Raw genomic sequence first — 15,199 nt, 5'->3', positions numbered from 1 at the left:
ATTTAGGCTCCGGATTGGTAAACCGCTTCGAGTATTTCCCCTGCACCTTGCTGCAGCAAATCTTCAGCAACTTTAACGCCAATGGTTTCTGCGTCTTGCGCTTTACCTTTAAGCTCGGCTCGAATTAATTTGTCACCTGCAGGGCTTCCCACCAAACCACGCAACCACAACTCTTCACCGTGCAGTTCAGCGAACGCGCCAATGGGTACTTGGCAACCGCCTTGTAGGGTTCTGTTCATTGCTCGTTCTGCTTTTACGCACAAGGTTGTTTCAAGATCTGAAAGAGGTTCAAGCAAAGCCTTTACTGTGTCATCGTCGCTTCTGCATTCGATGCCCAGCGCGCCTTGACCATTTGCAGGAAGAGAGTCTTCAACCGACAAAAAAGAAGTAATGCGGTTGGCAAGTTCAAGTCGAATCAATCCCGACGCTGCCAATACAATGGCATCGAACTCTCCATCGTCTAACTTTCTTAACCTTGTTTGTACGTTACCTCGCAAATCTTTTATTTGTAGGTGAGGGTAGCGAGCTGCAATTTGGCAACGTCGGCGCAGACTACATGTTCCCACTACTGCACCTTCAGGAAGATCTTTTAACGACTCGAATTGGTTTGAAACAAACGCATCACGAGGGTCTTCACGAACACAAATAGTGCATAATTCTAAACCTTCAGGGAAGGCTACCGGTACGTCTTTCATGCTGTGTACGGCTATGTCTGCACGCCCTTCTAGCATTGCGGTTTCAAGTTCCTTTACGAACAGCCCTTTACCGCCAATTTTAGCAAGTGGAGTGTCTAGTATTACGTCGCCGCGCGTGCTCATGGGTACAAGCTCCACGCTTAAGCCCGAGTGGATACGTTCTAGTTCAGCTTTTATGTGTTCGGCTTGCCATAACGCAAGGGCACTTTTTCGCGTTGCAATGCGAAGTGTTTTCGATTCGGTCATTCGTTTCCTACTACGGTAAAATTGTATTCCATCAGCATTTCCTGCTCGCTGTTCACGACCAGAATACGCCAGTTGCCTGTGTCTGAGGGGCGAATCAGCTTCGACGAATAAGTACGCCAGTTTGAGCTACCGATGGGTAACTCAACTTCGGCAACGAGATTGTTTTCGTAAAACCACAAGTGCGTGAGCGTTAAGCCTTGTTGCTCAACAACTTGGTTGAAAAAGCGTAGCCGATAGTTCGCGCTTCCCGGATGTATAAGCTGTTCGCCTAGTGTGTCTACAGGCTCTAGGTTTTGAATGTCAGAGGTAAGCACTGCTCGAGCAATATGCTCTTTATTCCACACGCCGTCGTCGCTTTGCGCCCAAGTCAAAGTACTGGAAAGCATGAAGCATGTAAGAAAAGCCGACAACATGCTTTTTTTCAACAATGTTTGCGACATAAAGAACCTCAATCAAAATTTGCAGAAACAGCGAATATTCACAACCTTTCAAAGGTGACAAATGCCCCCATGAATGCGATTATAAAGCTCTTTTAATGCTTAGTGTAACGTGACTTATGATAAAACGCACGAGTAGAACATTGGCAATATTTGCGACGGTCATTTGGCTTGCAGGGTGTGGACAAAAAGGCCCTTTGTATTTGCCAGAAGAGGCGCCGCAAAATACTCCGGAAGCACCGTCGGAAAGCTCACAGGTTAGGTAATCAGAATAAGATGTCAGGATTTTACCCGCATAATGGGCAGCTCTATGCTGAAAATACACCACTATTAAAGCTTGCCGCCACACACGGCACCCCTCTTTATGTTTATTCCAAAGCTGTTATCGAACGCAATTGGCGGGCTTTTACGGAACATTTACCTGCGCCTCATCGTGCCCACTACGCGGTCAAAGCAAATAGCAATCTTGCAGTGTTGCAAATTCTTGCGCGTTTGGGAGCGGGCTTCGACGTGGTTTCTGGTGGAGAAATCGCGCGGGTACTCAAAGCTGGCGGAGAGCCTCATAAAATTGTCTTTTCGGGCGTTGCGAAATCGGATGCAGAGATCAGTGAAGCGCTTCGTATAGGTATTGGGCAGTTTAATGTGGAAAGCTTGGCAGAGCTCAATCAAATTCATCGTATTGCCAGCCAAATGAGAGTAAAAGCTCCCATTTCTTTGCGGGTGAACCCAGACGTAGATGCGAAAACCCATCCATACATCGCAACGGGTTTAGAAAAGAACAAATTCGGTATTCCTATGCATGAAGCCGTAGCTACCTATCGCCATGCTGCCACTTTAGACGGGTTGGAAATTACGGGTGTAGATTGCCATATTGGTTCACAAATTACAGAGCTTCAGCCATTTTTAGACGCTATGGACCGAATGCTGGCGCTGGTTGATGAGCTTGAACAAGCAGGTATTCAAATTAAGCACCTCGATATGGGCGGCGGTTTGGGCGTGTGTTACCAAAATGAAACGCCACCGCAAGTGGGTGACTATATACAAGGCATGCTGAAGAAGCTTGAGTCACACCCTCAGTTGTCTTTGTTTTTAGAGCCGGGTCGAGCCATTGTTTCTAATGCTGGGGTGATGCTTACCCAAGTTACGTCTTTAAAAGCTAATGGAAACAAGCACTTTATTATGGTGGACGGTGGAATGAACGACTTAATTCGCCCGTCTTTGTATCAAGCATGGCATGATATTGTGAATGTAGCGCCTGAAAATAGTGAACAGGTTACCGGAGACATTGTCGGGCCTGTGTGTGAAACCGGCGACTTTTTTGGCCAGAATAGAACGCTTGCGGCTCAACCAGGAGACATTCTCGCCATTAAGAATGCTGGTGCCTATGGATTTGTAATGAGTTCAAACTATAACTCAAGACCTAGGCCGCCTGAGGTATTAGTCGACGGCGATCAGAGCTTTGTTATTCGAGCGCGAGAAACACAAGAAGATTTATGGAAGACAGAGTCGTTATTGCCTTAAGCTGAGATAGCTTTAAGTTAAAGGTAGCGGCAACGGAACGGTATTCATGCAGACTTATTTTTCAAAAATGCACGGGTTAGGTAATGACTTCATGGTGGTAGACGCAGTCACCCAGAATGTCTTTTTTAATCCCGAGCAAATCAGACAACTGGCGGATCGTAATCGTGGTGTCGGGTTCGACCAATTGCTGCTAGTTGAGCCGCCGTACGATCCAGACGTCGATTTTCATTACAGAATATTCAACGCCGACGGTCACGAAGTGGAGCAATGCGGCAATGGTGCGCGTTGTTTCGGGCGCTTCGTACGCATGAAAGGTCTCACCAACAAAAACAAGATTTCAGTTTCTACTAAAGGCGGTAATATTGAAGTGAAACTGGAGCCAGACGGATTAGTCAGTGTGAATATGGGGGCGCCTAAGTTAAGCCCTCAGTCTGTTCCGTTTAAAGCGAACAAAGAAGAAGTTACCTATATTTTAAGAGCGGAAGAGCAAACCTATTTATGCGGTGCAATTAGCATGGGAAACCCTCATTGCGTGATGTTGGTAGACGACGTGAATAATGCGCCTGTTGATGAGGTTGGAAGTTTACTTACTCATCATGACCGCTTCCCTGAAGGGGCTAACGTAGGTTTTCTCCAGCTGACCGATAAAAGCCAAGCGCAGCTTAGGGTATTTGAACGCGGTGTGGGCGAAACACTAGCATGCGGAACGGGTGCTTGCGCTGCGGCAGTGTGGGGTATACTTCAAGAAAAATTAACATCACCGGCGACAATTCATTTGCCAGGTGGTAGCCTCGTTATAGAGTGGGAGTCTGGTAATCCAGTTTGGATGAAGGGACCTGCTGAACATGTTTATGACGGACAATTATTATTATGAATGAGCATAAATCTGCGGCAGTAGAGCTTACCGAAGACAGCGTCGACGAAACGCTAGTGATGGACTACCTCGAGCAAAATCCAGACTTCTTTGACCGCCACCCAGACGTTCTGGTGCGTTTGAACATGCGCCACCAACAGTCTGGCTCGGTGAGTTTAGTAGAACGCCAGCAGCGTATTCTGCGTGAGCAAATTGGCGCGTTACAAGACGAAATTACCGTACTTATGGGTAATGCTCGCCGCAACGAACAGATTTTTAAAGGTTATAGTGCGCTTTACGTTGATTTGTTGCATTGCGAAACATTAGACGACGTATTGGAAAGCCTAAAGAAAACGTTTCAAGAGCAGCTTGCTCTACCTGAATTAAGCTTGAAGTTTTTTGACAGCCCCGTAGATTTACCCGAGCAATATACATTCGCTTCCGACACCCACAAGCAACTCTTAAGTAAGCGTTTCCAAGGACATTCAGTTTATTTAGGACGACTAACGCACGACGAGCAGAAGTTATTATTCCGCGACGAGCCAGTTGAGTCTGTAGCGTTGGTATTGTTAGGTCAAAACCAAGAACTGGGTATGCTTGCTTTTGGTAGTAAAGACCCTGCCCATTTCGACCCAGACATGGACTATCTGTTAATTACCCAGCTACAAGCATTGCTTGGTGTTATTTTACCGCGCGTGTTGAAAGCACAGGCATAAACCATGTTACAAAGCGACGTTGACGCATTCCTCGACTACCTTGAACAGGTGCGAGGATATGCTGCCCATAGTGTGGCAAGTTATCGTCGCCAACTCTCACTTTGCGCCGATCAGCTCGAAACATTAGGGTTGAAGTCTTGGAGCTCACTCACGCCCAAGCTTGTGGAAAAGCTAGTTTTGTTGTGGCGTAGGGACGGAGCAAGCCCTTCAACTACCCAGCAACGTCTCTCCGCATTGCGTACGTTCTGCGAAGATTTATTGAAGCACAATAAACTTCAATGCAACCCGGCAAAGCAAGTTAAAGCCCCTAAAGCCGGGAAACGCTTACCTAGAAACTTAGATGTCGATAGCATGATGAAGTTGCTCGACATACCTTCAGACGACCCACTCGCTGTTCGCGATTTGGCGATATTTGAACTGTTTTACAGTAGCGGATTGCGGCTGTCTGAACTCGAGAGCTTAAATGTGAACGACATCAATAAAGACCAAGAGCTTCGCGTTGTGGGTAAAGGGAGAAAAACCCGTATCGTTCCGGTAGGTCGAGTGGCTACCCAAGCTATTGAGAAGTGGATAGCCATTAGAAAAACTTGGCCAGGTGCTGCTTCGCAAGATGCGTTGTTTCTAAGTAAGCAACAAAAGCGCATGAGCGTACGTTCAATTCAAGACCGGCTGCGCTACTGGGCGCAAAAACAAGGCATTCCAGACAACGTTCACCCGCATAAGTTACGTCATAGTTTTGCCACGCATGTACTTGAGTCGAGTAGAGATTTACGTGCCGTGCAAGAACTTTTGGGGCACGCTAATTTAAGCACGACGCAAATTTATACCCAGCTCGACTTTGAGCACCTTTCCAAGGTCTACGACGACGCGCACCCAAGAGCTAAGAAGAAGTAACGGTTCAGTTCAATCACTAAACTGCGAGTGATAGAATGTACTGACTTATTGAAATGAAAGGTAAGCACATGGCTTGGCAGTATCACCGCAGACTCTCCCCAGTTAAAGCAATTAGTTTCGACTTAGACGATACCCTGTACGAGAACGTGCCGGTGATGAAGCGTGCGGAGCAACATGTAGCACAGTTTATTGCCCAAAAGTGGCCGCAAACTTCAGCATTCGACGTAAAAGCATGGCGCGCTCTTCGTGATCAAGTGGCAGCTGAAGACGCTGAACTGGCCAGTAATATGACCGCATTACGCCTAGCTACACTTGAAAAAGGCCTTTCTCAATGTGGAGTGAATAATGCTGAGCAGGGCGCTAAAGAGGCTATGGAGGTTTTTTTAGTAGCACGTAACGAGGTGGATATTGACGCTGAAGTTCACGCTATGTTGGCTAGCTTAGCGGCTAAATATCCACTTGTTGCTGTGAGCAACGGCAATGCAGATATCCACCGTATTGGCTTAGGCGACTATTTCGTTGGCGCATTTCAGCCAAGCGACGAACACCGGGGTAAGCCTTATTCGGACCTTTTTCAGGCCGCTTTTGACCATCTAGAGCTTAAGCATCCTTCTGAGATGCTGCATATTGGTGACCACCCGATTAGCGATGTATTTGGTGCGCTTTCTTTTGGTGCTCAAGCTGTGTGGTATTCGCCAAACGATTCATTGCAGACGCCAGTTTGGTTACCCCACGCTAGCATTCAAGATGTACGTCAGCTCGACCATATTTTACCTTCTTAACCACCAAGAACCACTGGTTGCATATACAGTTAAAGGCCAGTAGACTTGCCCCATTAACCAACGAACAGGACCTTGCATGGACGTTTCGCATTTACTTGACGGCTTAAACGACAAACAACGCGACGCGGTAAGCGCAGACGAGCGCCACATGCTGGTACTGGCTGGCGCAGGTAGTGGTAAAACGCGTGTGCTAGTGCACCGGATCGCGTGGTTGATTCAAGTTATGCAGTATTCGCCGATGTCTATTATGGCGGTTACCTTTACCAATAAAGCAGCAGCGGAAATGCGTGCTCGGGTCGAGAAACTGTTGGGTCGAGACATTCGCAAAATGTGGATTGGTACTTTCCACGGACTTGCTCATCGTTTGTTACGTGCTCATTACCAAGACGCGGGTTTGCCTCAGAACTTCCAGATCCTAGACAGCGACGACCAGCAGCGTTTGCTTAAACGAACCATTAAAGCGTTGAACTTAGACGAGAAACAATGGCCAGCAAAGCAGGCGTCTTGGTATATCAATGGCAAAAAAGACGAAGGTTTGCGGCCAGATCATATCGACGCATTCGATATTTCCGAGAAAACGCACAAAGAAATTTATAAGGCCTACCAAGATGCGTGTGACCGAGCTGGACTCGTAGATTTCGCTGAATTGTTACTGCGTGCTCACGAACTGCTGCGCGACAATAAGTATGTGCGCGAACATTACCAACGACGCTTCCGCCATGTTTTAGTGGACGAGTTCCAAGACACCAACCAAATTCAATATGCCTGGGTGCAGCTGCTTGCTGGCGCTCAAAACTATGTCACCATTGTAGGTGACGACGACCAATCCATTTATGGTTGGCGCGGGGCGCAAGTTGAAAACCTACAGCACTTCCTAAGAGATTTCCCCAGTGCTGAGACTATTCGTTTAGAACAGAATTACCGTTCCACCAGCACCATTTTGAATGCAGCCAACGCAGTTATAGAAAACAACGCGGGCCGTTTAGGGAAAGAGTTGTGGACTGAAGATAGCGAAGGTTCGCCTATTTCTTTATACGCAGCATTCAACGAGCAAGAAGAGTCGCGTTACATTGTGTCTCGTATTACACAATGGCAAGAGCAAGGCGGAGCTTTAAGTGATGTAGCGCTGCTGTACAGAAATAATGCCCAGTCGCGAGTACTGGAGGAAGGTTTACTATACGCACAACTACCGTATCGAATTTATGGTGGGTTACGATTCTTTGACCGCCAAGAAATTCGTGACGCGCTTGGCTATTTAAGGTTAATCGCAAACCGTAACGATGACGCAGCTTTTGAACGAGTCGTAAACACGCCAACGCGGGGCGTGGGTGAGCGCACGATGGGGCTTGTCCGAGAAAAAGCTCGCGATATGAACAAGCCACTTTGGTTTGCTGCGAAAGCCATGATAAGTGAGTCTCTACTCACAGGCCGTGCTAAAAACGCATTAAATTCATTTGTGGAAATGATCGAGCTGCTCGACGAGCAAACAGAAAGTAGCTCACTCTCCAAACAAACCGATACCGTTTTGCATGGCAGTGGCTTGCTTGCCATGTACCAAGCTGAAAAAAGCGACAAGGCAGAAACCCGCGTAGATAACTTGAAAGAGCTAGTGAGTGCAACGGAAACGTTTGTACCTACCGGTGAAGAAGGCATGACGCCATTAGCTGAGTTTCTTGCGCATGCTGCGCTTGAAGCTGGTGAGGAGCAAGCCGACGAACACCAAGATGCAGTTCAGTTGATGACATTGCATAGTGCGAAGGGTTTGGAATTTAAGCTTGTGTTTCTGACTGGCATGGAAGAAGGCACATTCCCTTCTCAGCAGTCTACTGCCGAGTCTGGCCGGCTAGAGGAAGAGCGCAGGCTTTGCTATGTGGGTATTACTCGTGCCATGGAGCAGTTGGTACTTACTTACGCAGAGAGCCGCAGGTTATACGGGCAAGTGAATTACCATCGTCCAAGTCGCTTTATTGCTGAACTACCGCCCGAAAGTGTGCAAGAAGTAAGAACACAAACCCGCGTAGAAACGCCAACAGCAACACGAAGTCGTTTTCATACCGGTGCTTCGCACGAAAGCTTTGTGGAAACCGGCTTTCGTTTGGGGCAGCGTGTGCTGCATAGTAAATTCGGTGAGGGCACAGTGCTGAACTACGAAGGATCTGGCCCGCAAAGTCGAATTCAGATTAACTTCAATAATGCGGGCAGCAAATGGTTAGTTGTGGCTTACGCTAAGCTCACGCCTCTGGACTAGGTTTACTTTTCGCGGCTTTGCGTACTTGACGGTGCGTTTTAACGGCGTCAACACTATAAATAACGAGAGCGCTCCAAATAATGGCGAACGTGACCATTTTGTCTGCCGTAAGCGACTCGCCATAAAACACAGTGGCTAAAATAAACATCAAACTTGGGCCGATGTATTGGAAAAAGCCCAAAGTTGAATATCTTAAACGCTGTGCTGCAGCCGTAAAGCAAAGCAACGGCACGGTTGTAATGACCCCCGCCATAATAAGCAGAACATTGAGTTGCCAAGTATTCAGCATCATGTTGCTGGCGCTACTTTCTGCGTAATTGAAGAAATAGAAAGCCATTACAGGCAGTAATATAGTCACCTCTAGCCATAAGCCTGTTAGCGAGTCTACGGGGAGCTTTTTACGAAGCGCGCCGTAGGTTGCAAAAGAACCTGCTAACGCTAATGCAACCCATGGCACTGAGCCGAAGGTAACAATTTGAATGGTTACGCCTACAATTGCCATGGCTACCGCAACAAGCTGAAGCTTACGCAGTCGCTCGGCAAAGAAAATCATGCCAATTGCAACATTTAATAACGGGTTAATGAAATAACCTAAGCTGGCGTCTAACATGTAATTATTCGCTACAGCCCAAATAAACATAAACCAGTTAAATGCAATAAACACTGTGGCAAGGCTAAGAATGGCGAGATGTTTTGGCGACTTTAGAACAGCACGTACACGCGCCAACTTTTTAGTTAAGACAATAAGCACAAGAACTAATGCGAATGCCCAAAACACACGATGCGCTAAAATCTCGATCGCGGGAACGTGAGCGACAGCTTTAAAATACACTGGGGCGATACCCCAAATGGTGTAAGCCGCAATAGCGAAAAAGACACCTTGGCGTCCGCGTTTTGCAATTTCGTCTGTCATTGAGTTGCCTTTAATTCAGCGACAATGATTTACCCAACAATATAAGTGCCGGTACCAAAAGCGATAAGCTCGCCGTTCTCGTTGTGCATTTCCATTCTGGCCACCGCCACCTTGTTACCGGACCTAATAATGGTTGCGGTACAAATGAATTCTTCGCCTCGGCCAGGGCGTAAGTAGTCAACACGCAAATCGATGGTGCCGCATTTACTCATGCGAGCGATAACTTCATCGGTAGGTGTGTTTTCGCCAAGTCTTTCAATTACGCTGGCTAAAACTACTATACCACCGGCGGTGTCGAGAGCCGTAGCGGTTACACCGCCATGTAAAATGCGTTTAGGGGCATTTCCTACAAGTTCGTCTTTCCAGCGGAAGCGCACTTCAGATTGCGTCGCGTCAAAGTTCGTTACTTCAAGTCCCAACATGTGCTGAAATGGAACTTGCGTGTTCATATAGTCTGAAATTTGAGCGATTAATGCTGAATTTGACATGGCTGCATGGTTATTCGTGATCGGGGTGCTTACAATAGTGAGCAACACCGATGAAGTCAATCAACACCCGTGGTGTATTAAAGAGTAATTAAACCATGCAGAATGCGCACAATGAAAAACGTACTGAAGCTTTAACCTTGCCCTCAGATGGCGAGTCTTTAGCGCATGCAAAGTCGGTGTTAGCTCGGGTCTTTGGTTTCGACTCGTTCCGTTTTGGTCAGCAAGAAATTATTACTAGCATTCTTAATGGCCAAGACACGCAGGTACTATTGCCTACCGGTGGCGGAAAGTCACTATGCTATCAGCTTCCAGCGCTTATTCTGGATGGCTTAACGCTGGTTATCTCTCCGCTTGTCTCCCTAATGGACGACCAAGTCTCTGCACTGAATGCTTATGGTATTCCAGCTGCCGCCATACACTCAGGTAAGCAGTCTGTAGATGTGCTGAGCACATTAAAATCCATACAAGACGGGGAAATTAAATTACTTTACCTGGCGCCAGAGCGCGTTTTGCAAAACCATTTCCTTGAAAGGCTACAGGAGCTTCCTGTTTCGCTGATAGCTGTAGACGAGGCGCACTGTATATCACAATGGGGTCATGATTTTCGACCGGAGTACGGGCAGCTTGGGCAGCTTCGCCAGTGGTTGCCTAATGTACCTTGCTTGGCCTTAACCGCCACTGCCGACGAAGTGACCCGAAACGACATCGTACAGCGGCTGCAGATGAATAACCCCTGTGTAGTGCAAGGTTCTTTTGACCGCCCCAATATTCGTTATCTTGTGCAAGAGAAGTTTAAAGCGCAACAGCAGCTAGTAGACTACGTAAGCAACCAAAACGGTGTTTCGGGCATTGTGTATTGTGGTAGCCGCAAGAAAACCGAAGAATTAGCAGAACGACTCATGCGTGCTGGCATAAAGGCAGCACCTTACCACGCGAAACTAGAGCACGAGGTGCGCCAACGCACCCTCACTCAGTTTATGAATGACGACTTAGATGTGGTGGTGGCAACAGTTGCTTTTGGCATGGGTATTAATAAACCCAACGTGCGTTTCGTGGTGCACTTCGACATTCCACGAAGCATTGAAGCCTATTACCAAGAAACCGGACGGGCCGGGCGTGATGGTGCTCCAGCGGAAGCTTTGCTGTTGTACGACCCGAAAGATGCCGCGTGGATTACCAAAATACTGAATGAGAATGACGATTCAGAGCAGTTAACGGTTGAGAAGCAAAAGTTTTTCGCGATGAAACACTTAGCCGAAGCGCAAACCTGCAGACGTTTAGTGTTGTTGAACTACTTTAACGAATACCGCGAAGAAACCTGTGGTAACTGCGACCTTTGCCTTGAACCCCCAAAACAATATGACGGAACAGAAGACGCGCAAAAAGCGTTAAGCTGTGTTTATCGCACCGGACAACATTTTGGTGTGAATTATGTTGTTGAGGTGCTGCGCGGTAACCATACGCAAAAAGTTAAACAGCATGGTCACGACCAAATCAGTACCTTTGCTATTGGCAAAGACAAAAAGCCAGAGCATTGGGTTTCCGTGATACGGCAACTTATTCATCGTGGTTTACTGATTCAAGATATTCGTTTGCAAAGTGCACTGCGATTAACAGAAGCCGCCAGACCTGTTCTCAGAGGCGAGGTTGCGCTTACATTGGCTCAGCCTAGACTCGACGCCATGATTCAGTCTGAGGTTGTTGAAGACCGCGGAAATCACGACAAAGCGCTATACAGAAAATTAAAAGCGCTTCGCAAGTCGATCGCCGATGAAGAAGAATTGAAAGCCTTCCAAGTATTTAGCGACGCATCACTACAGGAAATGGCGACTATTTTGCCAACTTCTGAAGGTGAGTTTTTAAATGTTTCTGGCGTTGGTCAAGTTAAATTAGCTCGCTATGGCGAAGCGTTCATTAGCTTGATTAGTCGGCATTTATCGCTAGATGACCTGATTTAAAAGCCTCCCTGTCATAATGTTGTCATAGTGCAGTTTTAGCCTATTGATCGGAGTTCGATGAACTTCGGACATAGAACGCTGCATGATCATGAAAAAAATGACAGGAAAATGTCAATAAATTGTCATATTATTAAAGCGTTCTATGTTTGAGCAGTTTTTTGTTGTCTGCTCTTCATCGAAATTAGAACAACAAATCACACACAACTTTTGCAGGTAAAAGGCATGAAGAAGACGAAACTGACCCGCATTGCTGCGGCAGTCGCGCTAACCCTGGGTATGTCTGGTGCTGTTATGGCACAGGAAACAACCTCTGCGTTACGTGGCATAGTCTCAATGGAGTCTGGTCAAGCAGTTGAGAATGCAACAATCCAACTGATTGACACTCGCACAGGCTCAATTCGTACATTTACAACAAACGAAAGCGGCGGTTTTAGCGCGCGTGGTTTAGCTGTTGGCGGACCATACACCATCGTGGTTGAAGGGCCAAATGGTGCGCAAGACCTTATCGAGAATGTTTACTTAACACTCGGTGACACGCAAAACATCGTATCGACTTTGCAAGCGCAAACTTACGAAACCATCTCAGTGACTGCGTCTCGCACACCTGACTTGATGGCGGGTCGTAACAGTCCAGCGGCTATCTTCTCTCAGTCTGACTTAGATAATGCCCCTGCAATTAACCGTGACCTTAAAGACGTGATTCGTATTGACCCACGTATCTACATCGACGAAAGCTTCGGCGATGCAGTACAGTGTGGTGGTGCGCACCCACGTTATAACTCGTTAACGGTTGACGGTGTTCGCATGAACGATAACTTCGGTTTGAACTCAAACGGTTATCCGACAGAGCGTATCCCGTTCTCTTATGACGCAATTCAACAGGTTGCTGTAGAGTTTGCTCCTTTCGACACACGCTACGGTAACTTCACTGCATGTAACATCAACGCAGTAACTAAGTCGGGTTCTAACGACTTCTTTGGTTCTGTATTCTTCGACTACACAAGCGACTCGCTAAGTGGCGACTCACTTGAAGGCGATAGCTTCGACAACGGTGATTACACTGAAGAACGCTACGGCTTTAACGTGGGTGGCGCATTGGTTGAAGACAAATTGTTCTTCTTCGCAGCTTACGAGAAGTTTGAAGGCGTAGACAGCTTCAGCCGTGGCCCAGCAGACTCTTCTGCAGGTACTCAGGTTGCGGGTGTTACTCAAGCTCAGCTTGACGAAATCGCTCAAATCGCTCGTGACGTATACGGCTACCAAGTTGGTGACCCAATCTCTACTTCTCCTGTAGAAGACGAGAAAATGTTGCTTAAGTTAGACTGGTATATCAATGATTACCATCGTTTATCAGCAACTTATAACTACAACGACGGTGGTAACCTTCGTCAATCTGACGGCGACAACGACGAGTATGAGTTCAGCGATCACTACTATAATCGCTCAACTGAACTTGAGTCGTATGTATTCCAGTTGTTCTCAGACTGGACACCAAACTTATTCACTGAAGTTCGTGTAGGTAGCTCTTCTGTAGACAACACGCAAGCGAACGCAGGCCCAGGTGGTTTTGGTGAAGTTCAAATCACTACTACCAACACTTTACCGGGTGCAGACGCAGCTTCTCGTGCAACTGTTTACTTAGGTGTAGACGATTCTCGTCAATCAAACGACTTGAGCTACGACTCTAAGTTCATCAACTTGTCTGCAACGTATCAGTGGGAAGACCACTCGTTCAGCGTAGGTTATGAAACTGAAGAACTAGACGTATTCAACATGTTCGTTCAGCACAGTATTGGTGAGTATCGCTTTAACTCTATCGATGACTTCCGCAACGGTACTCCTGCGCGTATTTACTACGGTAACGCGGCTGGTACATTGAACCCACGTGACGCTGCTGCTGAATTCGGCTACAGCATCAACACGTTCTATGTACAGGACGAGTACTATCACTACGATTGGGACGCAACTTTTACTTTCGGTCTTCGTTATGACTGGTATGACAGTAGCGACCTACCTGCTGAGAACCAAAACTTTATCGACCGTTATGGTTACTCAAATGCGCAGAACTTCGATGGCGAGAGCTTGCTTCAACCACGTTTCGGCTTTAACTGGAGAGCAACTGACCAGTTAGAAGTTCGTGGTGGTATCGGCTTGTACTCTGGTGGTAACCCGAACGTATGGGTAGCGAATGGCTATCAAAACGACGGTATTACACTTATCCAATTACAAGACCGCAGCGGCAACAGCTTATTCGACCAGCCAATTAGTGGTGACGGCACGCCAATCGCTAATCCTCCGCAGTCACTTGTTGACCAAATTGCGAACGGCGCGGCGAACAGTGCGGTAAACACACTAGATCCGAACTTCAAAACGCCTAGCGAGTGGAAATTCGCATTAGGTGGTACATACACATTCGACAGTGGTTATGTTGCGAATGCAGACTTCATCTACACCAAGAAGCAAGACTCTGTAATCGTATACAACGCTGCGATGGAAGTTACGGGTACAATGTTTGACGGTCGTCCAGTTTACGAACGTATCGATCCAAACTGGGGTGAAGACTTGATTCTTGGCAACGCGTCTAGCGACGGTATGTCAATGACTCTATCTACATCATTAAGCCGTTCTTATGACTGGGGCTTCGACTGGGCAATCGCTTACGCTTACACTGAAGCGGAAGACGCTAACCCAATGACAAGTTCTGTGGCTTACTCAAACCACACTACGTTTGCGACTTCAGACCCGCATAACCCATCTTTGGCGACTTCTAACTACGAAATCCCGCATCGCTTCACGTTCCGTGCTAGCTATGCAGCGGAGTTCTTCAGTGGTTACGAAACTCGCTTCAGCTTAGTGGGTACGCATAACAAAGGTCGTCCATACAGCTACACGTTCTCTGGTCAAATCTTAGGCGACATCGGTTTCGATCGTCACCTACTATACGTGCCAACAGGTGCTGACGATGCGAACGTTGTATTCGGTCCAGACTTCGACACTGACGCATTCTTCGCGTTCGTGAACAGCTCAGGTCTTGGCAAATATGCTGGTGGAATCGCAGAGCGTAACGCTTATTACAGCGATTGGTGGACTAAGGTTGATCTAAAAATTACACAAGAACTACCGGGCTTAATGGAAGGTCATTCAGCTGAAGCGTTCTTAGTAGTGAACAACCTTACAAACCTTATCAATGATGACTGGGGCGTAATGTATCAAGCAGGTTTCCCACAAATGCAAGACGTGGTAGACGTGGAAGTACTTGATAACAACACGTATCAGTTCAACGAGTTCTTCGCTCCTGGCGGACAACGTCGTGAAACTGGCCCATCACTTTGGGAAATCCGTGTAGGAGTTAAGTACAACTTCTAATACGGAAGTAAGTACATAAAGTAAATATCAAGCGGCTCCTTCGGGAGCCGTTTTTATTTGTCATAAGCCTGTCATATTGATC

13 protein-coding genes are annotated in these 15,199 nt (G+C 47.1%); 9 read left to right on the top strand and 4 right to left on the bottom strand.

Translation table 11 applies throughout. From position 1 onward, the window contains the following. Positions 1 to 2: 2 nt before the first annotated feature. Both hemC and DQX04_RS11045 read right to left on the bottom strand, forming a co-directional pair. Positions 3 to 941 carry a hydroxymethylbilane synthase gene (gene hemC / locus DQX04_RS11050; RefSeq protein WP_111915981.1) on the bottom strand — a complete coding sequence of 313 codons (939 nt, stop codon included), beginning with the start codon at positions 939 to 941 and terminating at the stop codon, positions 3 to 5. Continuing rightward, positions 938 to 1,381 carry a DUF2914 domain-containing protein gene (locus DQX04_RS11045; protein ID WP_111915980.1) on the bottom strand — a complete coding sequence of 148 codons (444 nt, stop codon included), beginning with the start codon at positions 1,379 to 1,381 and terminating at the stop codon, positions 938 to 940. Before DQX04_RS11045 ends, hemC begins: the two co-directional genes overlap by 4 nt. 116 nt (positions 1,382 to 1,497) lie before the next feature. Here DQX04_RS11045 and DQX04_RS12615 point away from each other — a divergent pair, with 116 nt between their 5' ends. The 7 genes from DQX04_RS12615 to uvrD all read left to right on the top strand — a co-directional run bounded on the left by DQX04_RS12615 (position 1,498) and on the right by uvrD (position 8,392). Beyond that, positions 1,498 to 1,644, top strand: coding sequence for a lipoprotein (locus DQX04_RS12615; RefSeq protein ID WP_207801107.1), 147 nt, complete (start codon positions 1,498 to 1,500; stop codon positions 1,642 to 1,644). A gap of 10 nt (positions 1,645 to 1,654) precedes the next feature. Continuing rightward, positions 1,655 to 2,899 (top strand): diaminopimelate decarboxylase, encoded by a 1,245-nt coding sequence (lysA, locus tag DQX04_RS11035; protein WP_111915979.1) that lies wholly within the window; start codon positions 1,655 to 1,657, stop codon positions 2,897 to 2,899. Between the two features lie 46 nt (positions 2,900 to 2,945). Continuing rightward, the gene (gene dapF / locus DQX04_RS11030) at positions 2,946 to 3,773 is read left to right on the top strand and encodes a diaminopimelate epimerase (RefSeq protein WP_111915978.1); all 828 of its coding nucleotides are present in this window, start codon (positions 2,946 to 2,948) and stop codon (positions 3,771 to 3,773) included. Next, complete coding sequence (locus DQX04_RS11025) at positions 3,770 to 4,468, top strand: DUF484 family protein (protein ID WP_111915977.1); 699 nt, start codon at positions 3,770 to 3,772, stop codon at positions 4,466 to 4,468. The genes dapF and DQX04_RS11025 overlap by 4 nt, the downstream gene beginning before the upstream one ends. A 3-nt stretch (positions 4,469 to 4,471) precedes the next feature. Then, positions 4,472 to 5,362 carry a tyrosine recombinase XerC gene (locus DQX04_RS11020; protein ID WP_111915976.1) on the top strand — a complete coding sequence of 297 codons (891 nt, stop codon included), beginning with the start codon at positions 4,472 to 4,474 and terminating at the stop codon, positions 5,360 to 5,362. A gap of 68 nt (positions 5,363 to 5,430) precedes the next feature. Next, complete coding sequence (locus DQX04_RS11015; RefSeq protein ID WP_165831989.1) at positions 5,431 to 6,144, top strand: HAD-IA family hydrolase; 714 nt, start codon at positions 5,431 to 5,433, stop codon at positions 6,142 to 6,144. 76 nt (positions 6,145 to 6,220) lie between these two features. Next, the gene (gene uvrD, locus DQX04_RS11010) at positions 6,221 to 8,392 is read left to right on the top strand and encodes a DNA helicase II (RefSeq protein ID WP_111915974.1); all 2,172 of its coding nucleotides are present in this window, start codon (positions 6,221 to 6,223) and stop codon (positions 8,390 to 8,392) included. On the opposite strand, the gene rarD is transcribed toward uvrD, so the two are convergent. Both rarD and DQX04_RS11000 read right to left on the bottom strand, forming a co-directional pair. Beyond that, positions 8,376 to 9,305 (bottom strand): EamA family transporter RarD, encoded by a 930-nt coding sequence (gene rarD, locus DQX04_RS11005; RefSeq protein ID WP_111915973.1) that lies wholly within the window; start codon positions 9,303 to 9,305, stop codon positions 8,376 to 8,378. The two genes, uvrD and rarD, sit on opposite strands and share 17 nt — an antisense overlap. Positions 9,306 to 9,334: 29 nt before the next feature. Further along, positions 9,335 to 9,793 carry a thioesterase family protein gene (locus tag DQX04_RS11000; protein ID WP_111915972.1) on the bottom strand — a complete coding sequence of 153 codons (459 nt, stop codon included), beginning with the start codon at positions 9,791 to 9,793 and terminating at the stop codon, positions 9,335 to 9,337. 95 nt (positions 9,794 to 9,888) lie between these two features. Between DQX04_RS11000 and recQ the strand changes: the two genes are divergently transcribed. Both recQ and DQX04_RS10990 read left to right on the top strand, forming a co-directional pair. Further along, positions 9,889 to 11,751, top strand: a complete 1,863-nt coding sequence (recQ, locus tag DQX04_RS10995) for a DNA helicase RecQ (protein ID WP_111915971.1) — start codon at positions 9,889 to 9,891, stop codon at positions 11,749 to 11,751. A gap of 222 nt (positions 11,752 to 11,973) precedes the next feature. After that, positions 11,974 to 15,117 carry a TonB-dependent receptor gene (locus DQX04_RS10990; protein ID WP_111915970.1) on the top strand — a complete coding sequence of 1,048 codons (3,144 nt, stop codon included), beginning with the start codon at positions 11,974 to 11,976 and terminating at the stop codon, positions 15,115 to 15,117. The last annotated feature ends 82 nt before the right edge of the window (positions 15,118 to 15,199 follow it).

The sequence above is a fragment of the Aliidiomarina sp. B3213 genome (genome assembly GCF_003290085.1).
Taxonomy (GTDB): Bacteria; Pseudomonadota; Gammaproteobacteria; order Enterobacterales; family Alteromonadaceae; genus Aliidiomarina.
Note: the sequence above shows the minus strand (reverse complement) of the source record. Positions and strands in the feature narration are given on the sequence as shown.